The organism is Paraburkholderia phenazinium (assembly GCF_900141745.1).
In the GTDB taxonomy this organism is placed as follows: Bacteria; Pseudomonadota; Gammaproteobacteria; order Burkholderiales; family Burkholderiaceae; genus Paraburkholderia; species Paraburkholderia phenazinium_B.
In genome coordinates this window covers 171,328-185,507 of record NZ_FSRM01000001.1, presented here as the reverse complement: position 1 = coordinate 185,507, position 14,180 = coordinate 171,328, and the positions used below count along the sequence as shown (strand labels likewise).

The window sequence follows — 14,180 nt, the reverse complement described above, 5'->3', positions numbered from 1 at the left end:
GAGGTTAGGAGAAATCCTGTCGAATAATTGACCGACCGGTTGGTTGGTGAATGTTAGCATTATTAAGATCTCGGTGCGAAGCGTTTTCGCGCTACTCACTCTTCATACAAAGGAGGCTGCATGGCTTACGAGAATATTTTGATCGAGACCCGTGGGCGGGTCGGTCTTGTCACGCTGAATCGCCCGAAGGCGCTGAATGCGTTGAACGATGCGCTAATGGATGAGTTGGGCGCGGCTTTGAAGACCTTCGACGCTGACGATGAGATTGGAGCGATTGTCATCACGGGCAGCGAAAAGGCATTCGCTGCGGGTGCCGATATCGGCATGATGGCGACCTACACCTATATGGATGTGTACAAAGGCGACTACATCACGCGCAATTGGGAAACCGTACGCTCTATCCGTAAGCCGATCATTGCGGCCGTTGCTGGCTTTGCGCTTGGTGGTGGCTGTGAACTAGCAATGATGTGCGACATTATCCTCGCGGCAGATACGGCCAAGTTTGGTCAGCCCGAAATCAAGCTCGGCATCATGCCGGGTGCGGGCGGTACGCAACGGTTGCCGCGCGCAGTGTCGAAAGCGAAGGCAATGGATCTGTGCCTGACCGCGCGCTTTATGGATGCGGCCGAGGCAGAGCGTGCAGGACTGGTGTCACGGGTTGTTCCCGCTGCGACGTTGCTCGACGAAGCGGTTGCTGCCGCGGCGACGATCGCCGAGTTCCCCTTGCCCGCAATCATGATGGTCAAGGAGTCGGTGAATCGCGCCTACGAAACCACGCTTGCAGAGGGTGTCCATTTCGAGCGCCGGCTGTTTCATTCGCTGTTCGCGACTGAGGATCAGAAGGAAGGGATGGCGGCCTTCGTGGAGAAGCGCAAACCGGTATTCAAGCACCGGTAATAAGGCTATCCAAATAACGCTTGCAAGCCATGTGCTGTGTCGCTAGAATCTCGTTCTTTCGCGCTTCGGACACCGGGGCGCGGGGAGCGGGAGAGCCAGCAGTGGCAAGGCTTTCGGCGGGTTGGGCAGGTCAGGCTGGTGCAAAAAACCTGTTGACGACGTAGCGGAAGTTCTTCATAATCTCGTTTCTCTGCTGCTGATGCAGCGACGCAGAACGAAGCGGTACCGAAGGGTTGTGAAGGTGATGCAACGCGGTGCCGGTTTGGTGGTGAATGCGTAACCGATCTTTAAAAATTAACAGCCGATAAGTGTGGGCGCTTGATGGCGACGCGGCGGTAGACCTTTCGGGGTTTGCCGCGAAAGCGAAAGTATCAAGTCTCACACAGTAATGAAAGGAAGGTTTTTTCATCGCAAGATGATTGAACAATTCGTCAGTACGTTGAGTGAGCGACCTATTCGGAAGAATAGAAAACAGTAACAGGAATTGAACTGAAGAGTTTGATCCTGGCTCAGATTGAACGCTGGCGGCATGCCTTACACATGCAAGTCGAACGGCAGCACGGGAGCAATCCTGGTGGCGAGTGGCGAACGGGTGAGTAATACATCGGAACGTGTCCTGTAGTGGGGGATAGCCCGGCGAAAGCCGGATTAATACCGCATACGCTCTACGGAGGAAAGGGGGGGATCTTAGGACCTCTCGCTACAGGGGCGGCCGATGGCAGATTAGCTAGTTGGTGGGGTAAAGGCCTACCAAGGCGACGATCTGTAGCTGGTCTGAGAGGACGACCAGCCACACTGGGACTGAGACACGGCCCAGACTCCTACGGGAGGCAGCAGTGGGGAATTTTGGACAATGGGCGCAAGCCTGATCCAGCAATGCCGCGTGTGTGAAGAAGGCCTTCGGGTTGTAAAGCACTTTTGTCCGGAAAGAAATCCTTTGGGCTAATACCCTGAGGGGATGACGGTACCGGAAGAATAAGCACCGGCTAACTACGTGCCAGCAGCCGCGGTAATACGTAGGGTGCAAGCGTTAATCGGAATTACTGGGCGTAAAGCGTGCGCAGGCGGTCCGCTAAGACAGATGTGAAATCCCCGGGCTTAACCTGGGAACTGCATTTGTGACTGGCGGGCTAGAGTATGGCAGAGGGGGGTAGAATTCCACGTGTAGCAGTGAAATGCGTAGAGATGTGGAGGAATACCGATGGCGAAGGCAGCCCCCTGGGCCAATACTGACGCTCATGCACGAAAGCGTGGGGAGCAAACAGGATTAGATACCCTGGTAGTCCACGCCCTAAACGATGTCAACTAGTTGTCGGGTCTTCATTGACTTGGTAACGTAGCTAACGCGTGAAGTTGACCGCCTGGGGAGTACGGTCGCAAGATTAAAACTCAAAGGAATTGACGGGGACCCGCACAAGCGGTGGATGATGTGGATTAATTCGATGCAACGCGAAAAACCTTACCTACCCTTGACATGGTCAGGACCCTGCTGAAAGGTGGGGGTGCCCGAAAGGGAACTGATACACAGGTGCTGCATGGCTGTCGTCAGCTCGTGTCGTGAGATGTTGGGTTAAGTCCCGCAACGAGCGCAACCCTTGTCCCTAGTTGCTACGCAAGAGCACTCTAGGGAGACTGCCGGTGACAAACCGGAGGAAGGTGGGGATGACGTCAAGTCCTCATGGCCCTTATGGGTAGGGCTTCACACGTCATACAATGGTCGGAACAGAGGGTCGCCAACCCGCGAGGGGGAGCCAATCCCAGAAAACCGATCGTAGTCCGGATCGCACTCTGCAACTCGAGTGCGTGAAGCTGGAATCGCTAGTAATCGCGGATCAGCATGCCGCGGTGAATACGTTCCCGGGTCTTGTACACACCGCCCGTCACACCATGGGAGTGGGTTTTACCAGAAGTGGCTAGTCTAACCGCAAGGAGGACGGTCACCACGGTAGGATTCATGACTGGGGTGAAGTCGTAACAAGGTAGCCGTATCGGAAGGTGCGGCTGGATCACCTCCTTTCTCGAGCTAAAACGTGTCAAACGTTGAGCGCTCACGCTTATCGGCTGTGATTTAAGACAGACTCAGGGGTCTGTAGCTCAGTCGGTTAGAGCACCGTCTTGATAAGGCGGGGGTCGATGGTTCGAATCCATCCAGACCCACCACTGTTTCTGCGGTGGCTGCGCTAATGACTGAAACCCCTGGGGCATCAATACAGATAGAGATGTCTGTGTGACTGGGGGATTAGCTCAGCTGGGAGAGCACCTGCTTTGCAAGCAGGGGGTCGTCGGTTCGATCCCGTCATCCTCCACCAATCTTCAATGCAGAAAGTCTGGTTCGGTGAACCGGGCGTTATGCATTGGCGATTGAGCCAGTCAGAGTGATACGCAATCAGAGATTGCGATATCGGCTGTCGTTCTTTAACAATCAGGAAGAAGTAGTAAAGAGATTCACGAAAGATCACTTAGAGATGGGTGATTGAGTAGGTGAATCAGGGTTGTGATTGTATCAATGTATGAAAAGGTGATCGAAAGATTGCCTTGGAATACGGCGCAACACGAATACTCAACCTGTAGCGTGTGTGGCAAGCGTGTCATTCCCAGTGGGTGACACATGAGACACACCCGTTATAGGGTCAAGCGAACAAGTGCATGTGGTGGATGCCTTGGCGATCACAGGCGATGAAGGACGCGGTAGCCTGCGAAAAGCTACGGGGAGCTGGCAAACGAGCTTTGATCCGTAGATGTCCGAATGGGGAAACCCACTCCGTATGGAGTATCCGCAGCTGAATACATAGGCTGTGCGAAGCGAACGCGGCGAACTGAAACATCTAAGTAGCCGCAGGAAAAGAAATCAACCGAGATTCCCAGAGTAGTGGCGAGCGAAATGGGACCAGCCTGTACTCTTTATCTTTACTGTTAGTCGAAGGCTCTGGAAAGTGCCGCCATAGCAGGTGATAGCCCTGTAGACGAAAGCAGTTTGGAAGAACTAGGTGTACGACAAGTAGGGCGGGACACGTGAAATCCTGTCTGAAGATGGGGGGACCATCCTCCAAGGCTAAATACTCGTGATCGACCGATAGTGAACCAGTACCGTGAGGGAAAGGCGAAAAGAACCCCGGGAGGGGAGTGAAACAGATCCTGAAACCGCATGCATACAAACAGTCGGAGCCTCGCAAGGGGTGACGGCGTACCTTTTGTATAATGGGTCAGCGACTTACATTCAGTGGCAAGCTTAACCGATTAGGGCAGGCGTAGCGAAAGCGAGTCCGAACAGGGCGATTCAGTCGCTGGGTGTAGACCCGAAACCAGGTGATCTATCCATGGCCAGGATGAAGGTGCGGTAACACGTACTGGAGGTCCGAACCCACTAACGTTGAAAAGTTAGGGGATGAGCTGTGGATAGGGGTGAAAGGCTAAACAAACCTGGAAATAGCTGGTTCTCTCCGAAAACTATTTAGGTAGTGCCTCGTGTATCACCTTCGGGGGTAGAGCACTGTCATGGTTGAAGGGTCCATTGCGGATTACTTCGCCATAGCAAACTCCGAATACCGAAGAGTGCAATCACGGGAGACAGACATCGGGTGCTAACGTCCGGTGTCAAGAGGGAAACAACCCAGACCGCCAGCTAAGGTCCCCAAATATTGCTAAGTGGGAAACGAAGTGGGAAGGCTAAAACAGTCAGGAGGTTGGCTTAGAAGCAGCCATCCTTTAAAGAAAGCGTAATAGCTCACTGATCGAGTCGTCCTGCGCGGAAGATGTAACGGGGCTAAGCAATATACCGAAGCTGCGGATGCATATTTATATGCATGGTAGGAGAGCGTTCCGTAAGCCTGCGAAGGTGCACTGGAAAGTGTGCTGGAGGTATCGGAAGTGCGAATGCTGACATGAGTAGCGATAAAGGGGGTGAAAGGCCCCCTCGCCGTAAGCCCAAGGTTTCCTACGCAACGTTCATCGGCGTAGGGTGAGTCGGCCCCTAAGGCGAGGCAGAAATGCGTAGCTGATGGGAAGCAGGTTAATATTCCTGCACCATTGTTGAATGCGATGGGGGGACGGATCGCGGAAGGTTGTCCGGGTGTTGGAAGTCCCGGTCCTTGCATTGGAGAAGGCGCTTTGGCAAATCCGGGCGCGGAATTCAAGGGTGTGAGGCCAGTCGCTTAGGCGACGAAGCAATCGGAAGTGGTTCCAGGAAAAGCCTCTAAGCTTCAGTTCAACAAGACCGTACCGCAAACCGACACAGGTGGGCGAGATGAGTATTCTAAGGCGCTTGAGAGAACTCGGGAGAAGGAACTCGGCAAATTGGTACCGTAACTTCGGGATAAGGTACGCCCCTGTAGCTTGATGCCCCTGCGGGCAAAGGGTGAAGGGGTTGCAATAAACTGGTGGCTGCGACTGTTTAATAAAAACACAGCACTCTGCAAACACGAAAGTGGACGTATAGGGTGTGACGCCTGCCCGGTGCCGGAAGATTAAATGATGGGGTGCAAGCTCTTGATTGAAGTCCCGGTAAACGGCGGCCGTAACTATAACGGTCCTAAGGTAGCGAAATTCCTTGTCGGGTAAGTTCCGACCTGCACGAATGGCGTAACGATGGCCACACTGTCTCCTCCCGAGACTCAGCGAAGTTGAAGTGTTTGTGATGATGCAATCTCCCCGCGGCTAGACGGAAAGACCCCATGAACCTTTACTGTAGCTTTGCATTGGACTTTGAACCGGTCTGTGTAGGATAGGTGGGAGGCTGTGAAGCGTGGACGCCAGTCTGCGTGGAGCCAACCTTGAAATACCACCCTGGTCTGTTTGAGGTTCTAACCTTGACCCGTTATCCGGGTCGGGGACAGTGCATGGTAGGCAGTTTGACTGGGGCGGTCTCCTCCCAAAGTGTAACGGAGGAGTACGAAGGTACGCTAGGTACGGTCGGAAATCGTGCTGATAGTGCAATGGCATAAGCGTGCTTAACTGCGAGACCGACAAGTCGAGCAGGTGCGAAAGCAGGTCATAGTGATCCGGTGGTTCTGTATGGAAGGGCCATCGCTCAACGGATAAAAGGTACTCTGGGGATAACAGGCTGATACCGCCCAAGAGTTCATATCGACGGCGGTGTTTGGCACCTCGATGTCGGCTCATCTCATCCTGGGGCTGTAGCCGGTCCCAAGGGTATGGCTGTTCGCCATTTAAAGAGGTACGTGAGCTGGGTTTAAAACGTCGTGAGACAGTTTGGTCCCTATCTGCCGTGGGCGCTGGATATTTGAAGGGGGCTGCTCCTAGTACGAGAGGACCGGAGTGGACGAACCTCTGGTGTACCGGTTGTCACGCCAGTGGCATCGCCGGGTAGCTATGTTCGGAAGAGATAACCGCTGAAAGCATCTAAGCGGGAAACTCGCCTTAAGATGAGATATCCCCGGGGCTTCGAGCCCCTTGAAGGGTCGTTCAAGACCAGGACGTTGATAGGTCAGGTGTGGAAGCGCAGTAATGCGTTAAGCTAACTGATACTAATTGCCCGTAAGGCTTGATCCTATAACAGGTGTGTCTCGTGTCGGTCAGCGTTAGTGCTTCAGCACTTACGCGGACCCCACCCCCGAAGGGGGCACGGAGCACGCAGGTTGAGATCAGTGTTGTGCCAGAAACAACACAACCCCAGAACGCTCCCGCTGGTGAGCATCACCAGAAACTACTTCTTCCCGATTGGCTGTATTGCTCCATGAGCAGTGCAGCAACCAGTCATGCCTGATGACCATAGCGTGTCGGTACCACCCCTTCCCATCCCGAACAGGACCGTGAAACGACTCCACGCCGATGATAGTGCGGATTACCCGTGTGAAAGTAGGTAATCGTCAGGCTCCCTAGCAGCATCAGAAACCCCACCCCGCAAAGGTGGGGTTTCTGCGTTTACGCCCATGAAAGCGCGCAGGCCACCTAGTGCCAGATACCGCTCGGGCGAGCGGAGAGCGTGCCCCGCCCGCAACAAACCAAACCCACCAAACTACTTGGACGCCAAAAACTTCTGCGCGAGCCTTACCCAATACGTCGATCCGATTGGCAAAAGCTCATCGTTAAAATCGTAACTCGCGTTATGCAGCATGCAGGGCCCGGCACCATGACCGGCATCGCGATGCCCGCCCCCTCCATTGCCGAGGAAAGCGTAGCAACCCGGCTTGGCGAGCAGCATGAACGAAAAGTCCTCGGCGCCCATTGTTGGCTCCACGGCGTCGTCAACGTTTTCTGCCCCCACAACCTCCTTCATGACCGACGCGGCAAAGCGCGTCTCTTCGCTGCTATTCACCGTAGGCGGATAGTTGCGATGGAAGCGGATATTTACCGAACAGTCGTAAGCCGCAGCAATATTCTCTGCAATCGTCCGCATACGAGCTTCGACGAGGTCCAGCGTTTCCGTCGTGAACGTGCGCACCGTGCCCGCCATCCAGGCTCGATCAGGAACGACGTTCACCGCATCGCCTGCGTGAATCTGCGTGATCGACAGTACCGCCGTATCCAGCGGCTTCTTGTTACGCGTGATGATGCCCTGCAGTCCGTTGGCGATCTGCACCGCGGTGAAAACAGGGTCGCGACCGTTGTGCGGCATCGCCGCGTGTGATCCTACGCCTGTGATTTCGATGCGGAATTCGTTGCTCGACGCCATGATCGGGCCTTCGGTCACGCCGAATTGCCCAGCCGGCATACCCGGCCAGTTATGAATCCCGAACACAGCATCGACGGGAAACTTCGTGAACAGACCATCGTCGATCATCGCCTGCGCGCCTGCACCGCCTTCTTCGGCCGGCTGGAAAATGAACACAATCGTTCCGTCGAACTCGCCATGCCTGGCCAGGTGTCGAGCAGCACCCAATAGCATGGCCGTATGCCCATCGTGTCCACAGGCGTGCATCTTCCCGTCGTGACGAGAGCGATGCTCGAAGCTGTTGATCTCCTGGATCGGTAGCGCATCCATGTCGGCTCGCAATCCGATAGAGCGATTGCTACTGCCGCGCTTCAGAATGCCCACGACACCGGTCTTACCGAGGCCGCGATGGACCTCGATACCCCACTCAGTCAGACTTTTCGCGACAAGATCGGAAGTCTGGGTCTCTTCGTAACGCAGTTCCGGATGCGCGTGAATGGTTCGTCGGAGGGTTTGTATTTCGCCGTGTGCGGCCTGGATTTCGGGGATTAGTTTCATAGTGCGATGTGCTTCGATATGCATTGAGTTGCTCGAGGCTATTCGCCCGGGCTCGGTGATGATCAATTCTACGCCCACCCGCATTTTTGGCGGCGCGGGAGAGTGCGGGCGACCACGGACGTAATAAAATTGCATTTCGTGCCAAGTTGTCCTTTATACGGATCTCCCCATGAATGCCCCGACCGAATTTGCCCGCGCCGTGTGTCCGCATGACTGCCCGGACACCTGCGCGATGCGCGTGACAGTCGAGCATGGTCGGGCGATCAAGGTGGTTGGCGATCCCGATCATCCGCCGACGCAAGGGGCGTTGTGCACCAAGGTCAGCCGTTATGCGGAGCGGGTACATCATCCGCGCCGTCTTACGAAGCCGATGCGCCGCGTCGGCGCCAAAGGTGAGGGCCGCTTTGAGCCGATCAGTTGGGATGAGGCGCTTGGACTCGCGGCCGCGCGTCTATCGGAAATTGCGAGCCGCGCTCCCGAGGCGATCGTTCCTTACAGCTACGCCGGAACGATGGGCCTCGTCCAGGGCGACAGCATCGCCCAGAGGTTCTTCCACAAGCTGGGCGCATCCCAATTGGACCGTACGATCTGCGCGGCGGCCGGCGCGGCCGGTCTGAAGTACACCTACGGTGCGAGTCTCGGCATGCTGACGGAATACTTCGCCGAGAGCGAGCTCATTCTGATCTGGGGATCGAATCCGATCGCATCGAATCTGCATTTTTGGACCCGCGCGCAGGAGGCCAAACGCAACGGTGCGCGTCTGATCGCGATCGACCCATACCGCTCGCTGACGGCGGAAAAATGCCATCAGCATATCGCCCTCAAACCCGGCACCGACGGTGCGCTTGCCCTCGGCATGATGAACGTGCTGATCACCGAAGATTGGCTCGATCACGCCTATATCGCCGAACATACCTTGGGCTTTGAACAACTGAAGGCCCGCGCGCTGGACTACCCACCCGCTCGCGTAGCCCAGATTTGCGGTATTGATGCGCAGACGATCGTCGACCTCGCACGCCTTTACGGTGGAACCCGAAAGGCCGCGATCCGCATGAATTACGGCTTGCAACGAGTACGCGGCGGGGGCAATGCGGTGCGCGCCATCGCCTGTCTGCCCTCGTTGACCGGCGCGTGGCGCGAGCGCGCCGGCGGGGCGTTGCTCTCTTCGTCGGGCTGGGCTCCGGTCGATTCCCACGCGCTGCAACGTCCTGACCTGATCCCCGGTTGGCCGTCGCACCAGCCGCGCGTGATCAATATGAATGCGATTGGCGACGCATTGCTGCATCCCGGCGACGCCCAATTCGGTCCCAAGATCGAAGCGGTGATCGTCTACAACTCGAACCCGGTTGCTGTTGCACCGGACTCGCAGCGGGTTGCGGCCGGCTTTGCGCGGGAGGATCTGTTTACGATCGTCCTCGAGCATTTTCAGACTGACACCGCTGACTACGCCGACTTGCTGCTGCCCGCGACCACGCAGCTAGAACATCTCGATCTGCATAAGTCTTACGGGCACACGCACGTGATGGCGAACCTGCCCGCGATTCAACCGGTAGGCGAGGCCCGGCCCAACACTGAAATCTTCCGCGGCATCGCCCGCCATATGAACCTGCAGGAGCCGGCACTGTTCGAGACCGACGATAGCGTGGCCGCAAACGCGTTCCGTTGGAGCGACCCGGTATTCGCAGGTGTCGACTGGGTGTCCCTGAAAGCGAGCGGCTGGGCGAAGCTCAATCTGCCTGATGCTCCCTTTGCCGAAGGCGGGTTCCGCACTCCTTCCGGCAAGTGCGAATTTTTTAGCGGGCGGCTCGCACAGCAAGGACTCGATCCGTTGCCCGACTATTTGCCGCCCTACGAATCCGCCGACGGCGCCCCTGAACTCGCGGCCCGTTTTCCTCTGGCGATGATTTCGCCGCCGGCCCGCAATTTCCTGAACAGCACCTTCGTCAACGTGGAGAGTTTGCGGTCGACCGAAGGCGAGCCGCATCTCGACATTCACCCCATCGACGCGAGCCGGCGCGAGGTTATCGATGGCGACCTCGTGCGCGTTTTCAACGACCGCGGTTCGATGCAAGCCCGCGCCCGGGTCACCGACAAGGCGCGGGAAGGTCTCGTAGTCGGACTTTCTATCTGGTGGAAAAAACTCGCCCCCGACGGCTGCAACGCGAATCAGGTGACGAGTCAGGCGCTGACAGACCTTGGCGGTTCGGCCACCTTCTACGATTGCCTCGTCGAGGTCGAGCGCGTTGCAAGCCTTTGAAACGCATCGCACGACACCTGCTTCCATCACAGCACGCCGTTGAGTGCGAACCGTGTTGGAGGGTGGCATCTAACCTACGTGCATTCGCAAATGGCAGAGTAGAGCGCATGCTACGATGCCCGTTTAGCACGACCATTCGAAAATAAAGGAGGAGACGCCGCATGGAAAAAATCTGGCTGAAATCATATCCGCCCGGCGTTCCAGCAGAGATCGATCCGAGTCAGTACTCGTCCGTTGCCGAACTGTTCGAAGAAAGCTTTCGTGAATATCAGACCAAGCCTGCGTTCGTCTGCATGGGGAAGCAGATAACGTATGGCGAACTGGACACCCTGTCGCGCAAGCTTGCGGCGTGGTTCCAGTCCAAAGGTCTCGCGCGGGGCGCGCGTATCGCGATCATGATGCCCAACGTGCTGCAGTACCCGGTGGCGATCGCAGCCATCTTGCGCGCGGGATACGTGGTGGTGAACGTGAATCCGCTTTACACGCCACGCGAGCTCGAACATCAACTCAAGGATAGCGGCGCCGAAGCCATCATCCTGCTCGAGAATTTCGCGGTGACGCTCCAGGCGGTGCTGCGCAATACGGCCGTCAAGCATGTGGTGGTCGCGGCGATGGGCGATCTGATGGGCGCGAAAGGGCTCATCGTGAACTTCGTCGTACGTCACGTTAAAAAGATGGTGCCGGCGTGGAGCTTGCCGGGGCACATCAAGTTCAATGCAGCGATTGCCGAGGGTGCTCGCCAGGAGTTCAAGCCGGTCAAGCAAGGGCCGGACGACGTCGCGTTCCTGCAATACACCGGTGGCACGACCGGCGTCGCGAAAGGCGCCACCTTGCTCCATCGCAACCTGATCGCCAACGTCCTGCAGTCGCAAGTCTGGCTCGACCCGGCGCGCGAGGGTCGAGACGACATCGACCAGTTCATCACCGTCGTCGCGCTGCCGCTGTATCACATCTTCGCCTTGACGGTGTGCGGACTACTCACCGTTCGTACGGGAGGGCTTGGCGTGCTGATTCCAAATCCGCGCGACATCGGTGGCATGATCAAGGAACTGCAAGGCTATGCGATCACCACTATTCCGGCGGTGAACACGCTCTATAACGCGATGCTCAACCATCCCGATTTCGACAAGCTCAACTTCTCGAAGCTGCTCGTCGCCAATGGTGGGGGGATGGCTGTTCAGGAAGCCGTCGCGAAGCGCTGGTATGAAAGGACGCACACGCCGATCGTCGAAGGTTACGGCATGTCGGAAACGTCGCCGTGTGTGACCTGCAACCCCGTGTCGGTTACTTCGTACAGCGGCACGATCGGCTTGCCACTGCCATCGACCGAGATCTCGATTCGCGACGACGACAATAACGAGGTGCCCCTCGGTCAACCGGGTGAGATCTGCATCCGCGGTCCGCAGGTCATGGCCGGCTATTGGAACCGTCCGGATGAAACCGCCAAGGTGATGACCCCGGACGGCTTCTTCAAATCGGGCGACGTCGGCGTGGTGAGCGACGCGGGTTATGTGAAGATTGTCGACCGCAAGAAGGACATGATTCTGGTGTCCGGTTTCAATGTCTATCCGAACGAGATTGAAGACGTCGTCGCCAAGCTACCCGGCGTGTTTGAAGTTGCTGCGGTTGGCGTGCCGGATCAGCATTCGGGCGAAGCGGTGAAGCTGTTCATCGTCAAGAAGGATCAGGCACTGACCGACGCGGACATCTTCGCTTTCTGCAAGGAACAGCTCACCGGCTACAAGCGGCCAAAGATTATCGAGTTCCGCACGGAACTGCCGAAGAGCAATGTGGGCAAAATCTTGCGGCGGGAATTACGCGACGGCCGCGCGTGAGGCGTGTCTTGTCTTGTCTTGTCTTGACCGCATGTAGCGCCGACTAGCGAAACCAGCCTGAGCAAAAGAAGAACGGTCCGACGAGTTAATCCTCGCCGGGCCGTTTCTATTTGCGCGAGGCCTAAGGCGGCACCAATGGCGCTACCTTTCTCCCACTTCAGTCGAACAAACGCCATACGAAAAAAAAAGCGCCCGAAGGCGCCTTTAGGATGTACAGCTTTATTACGACTTGTTAACCCGGTGCGTTTTGTTTTTTGGTCGCTTTGTTTTTCTACCCTCGCGAGAGGTTCGTCGCTAATGTAACAAAAGGGATACCCTGCGCAAAGAAAAAGCAGGTTGCTCGGTACGTAGCTGTTTCGTTTACGCAACATGGTCTAAAATTGAAAAATAGTCATGAAATCAGCCCTTAACGGAAGTCCCGACGCGCGAGTTGCTTTGCAGACGCACGTCGCACGGACCTCCGGAAGATCCGGGCTGATGTGTCGAACCGGGAGGGCTGGATGCTGGATGAATTGATTACCGAGCTGGATCGGGGTTTACGTTCAATGACAGGCGTATCGCGGATGAACCGTCCAGTGCCTGTGCCGCCCGTGGTGGCGGAGATGCCGGAGCTGTCGCCGGCCGAGCGTGAGCACGCGGCCGCCCTGATGCGTGTGAACCACGTCGGTGAGGTGTGTGCCCAGGCGCTTTATCAGGCGCAAAAACTGGCCACCCGCTCTCCCGCCTTGAAAGAGACCTTCGAGCGTGCAGCTCGCGAAGAAGAGGACCATCTCGCGTGGACCGCGCGCCGTCTGGAAGCACTCGACTCGCGTCCCAGTCTGCTGAATCCGCTTTGGTATGCAGGTGCTCTTGCGCTCGGTCTGGTGGCTGGACGCTTCGGAGATCGCGTGAGCCTCGGCTTCATGGCCGAGACCGAGCGTCAGGTGGAGCAGCACCTCGACAGCCATCTCGAGAAACTGCCAGAGGCGGATCTCGAGTCTCGCGCGATCGTCGAACAGATGCGCACCGACGAGGCCGCGCACGGTAAAGCCGCAATCGATGCGGGCGGTGTCGAACTGCCTTTTCCCGCTCGCGTCCTGATGCGCGCGGCGTCGAAAATCATGACCCGGACTGCCTACTACGTTTAACCGCTGTGGAAGTGGGACGGCGCAGCGTGCGTCGTCCGTTCAATCGCCTCAAACCCTCCGCTGATTCGTTTAATCCCCCGCCGCAGATCGCTTAGATTCCACGCCTTTCCCCGGGACTTTTCACGTATCACCTTCACAAGTTGCACTAGTCCATTCATTTATAACGGTTTTCTGTTTTAGGCCTGACTTGAAAGAGTCGCGCTAAGTCCTTGTTCTAACAAACAAATTTCGTTAAAAAACCACGCATCTCCCTTGACCCCTCCTGGGGCTTCCTCTAAAGTGGGAGACAGTGTGAGAAAGTGTATTTTTGTGTGATCTCACAGATGGTTTCAGGTAGATTTTCACGGATCGGGTGGTTGGCGCGCTAAGCGCCAACTCTGATCGACCGCAGCAAGCTGCATGGGACTGGAGTAGGCGCTAAAGCGCCAACTCCAGTCGACAAGGGAGAGAGAAGTGTTCCAAGGGGCGTCGGCGCTGACGCTCGATGCGAAAGGGCGGATGTCTATTCCCTCTCGGTATCGGGATGCGCTGCAGACACAGGCAGAGGGCCGGGTGACGATCACCAAGCACCCGGACGGCTGCCTGTTGCTCTTTCCGCGCCCGGAATGGGAGATCTTCCGCGACAAGGTCGACAAGCTGCCCATGAACGCGACCTGGTGGAAGCGCATTTTCCTCGGTAACGCAATGGACGTTGATATGGACGGCGCAGGGCGCGTGCTCGTGTCGCCGGAATTGCGCACGGCTGGCGGGCTGGAAAAAGAATTGACGCTGCTCGGCATGGGCCGCCACTTCGAACTGTGGGATGCACAAACATACGCCGCCAAGGAACAGGCGGCAATGGCTGAGGGCATGCCCGAAGCGTTAAAAGATTTCACGTTCTGATCGCGGCTCACATA

Annotated in this window: 6 protein-coding genes, 2 tRNA genes and 3 rRNA genes; 10 read left to right on the top strand and 1 reads right to left on the bottom strand. The window is 56.7% G+C overall.

The features are described 5' to 3' along the window. Nucleotides 1–120: 120 nt before the first annotated feature. From BUS06_RS00875 to rrf, 6 genes are all read left to right on the top strand, one after another. Nucleotides 121–897, top strand: a complete 777-nt coding sequence (locus BUS06_RS00875) for an enoyl-CoA hydratase (protein WP_074262570.1) — start codon at nt 121–123, stop codon at nt 895–897. A 486-nt stretch (nt 898–1,383) separates the two neighbouring features. After that, nucleotides 1,384–2,914: ribosomal RNA gene (locus BUS06_RS00870) — 16S ribosomal RNA — on the top strand. 66 nt (nt 2,915–2,980) lie between these two features. After that, nucleotides 2,981–3,057, top strand: a tRNA-Ile gene (locus tag BUS06_RS00865). Nucleotides 3,058–3,130: 73 nt separating this feature from the next. Beyond that, nucleotides 3,131–3,206: transfer RNA gene (locus BUS06_RS00860), tRNA-Ala, on the top strand. Nucleotides 3,207–3,525: 319 nt separating this feature from the next. Next, a 23S ribosomal RNA gene (locus BUS06_RS00855) occupies nt 3,526–6,405 on the top strand. A gap of 209 nt (nt 6,406–6,614) precedes the next feature. Next, nucleotides 6,615–6,728: ribosomal RNA gene (gene rrf / locus BUS06_RS00850) — 5S ribosomal RNA — on the top strand. The 16S, 23S and 5S rRNA genes sit together here with 2 tRNA genes alongside, the layout of an rRNA operon. 143 nt (nt 6,729–6,871) lie before the next feature. Here the strand turns inward: rrf and BUS06_RS00845 are convergent. Next, entirely contained in the window at nt 6,872–8,065 is a 1,194-nt protein-coding gene (locus tag BUS06_RS00845) for a M20 aminoacylase family protein (RefSeq protein WP_074265845.1), read from the bottom strand. Between the two features lie 169 nt (nt 8,066–8,234). Between BUS06_RS00845 and BUS06_RS00840 the strand changes: the two genes are divergently transcribed. From BUS06_RS00840 to mraZ, 4 genes are all read left to right on the top strand, one after another. Then, nucleotides 8,235–10,322, top strand: coding sequence for a molybdopterin-containing oxidoreductase family protein (locus BUS06_RS00840; RefSeq protein WP_074262569.1), 2,088 nt, complete (start codon nt 8,235–8,237; stop codon nt 10,320–10,322). Nucleotides 10,323–10,483: 161 nt separating this feature from the next. Further along, nucleotides 10,484–12,157, top strand: coding sequence for a long-chain fatty acid--CoA ligase (locus BUS06_RS00835; RefSeq protein ID WP_074262568.1), 1,674 nt, complete (start codon nt 10,484–10,486; stop codon nt 12,155–12,157). Nucleotides 12,158–12,657: 500 nt separating this feature from the next. Further along, complete coding sequence (gene coq7 / locus BUS06_RS00830) at nt 12,658–13,284, top strand: 2-polyprenyl-3-methyl-6-methoxy-1,4-benzoquinone monooxygenase (protein WP_074262567.1); 627 nt, start codon at nt 12,658–12,660, stop codon at nt 13,282–13,284. A gap of 453 nt (nt 13,285–13,737) precedes the next feature. After that, nucleotides 13,738–14,166 (top strand): division/cell wall cluster transcriptional repressor MraZ, encoded by a 429-nt coding sequence (gene mraZ, locus BUS06_RS00825; RefSeq protein WP_074262566.1) that lies wholly within the window; start codon nt 13,738–13,740, stop codon nt 14,164–14,166. Nucleotides 14,167–14,180: the final 14 nt, after the last annotated feature.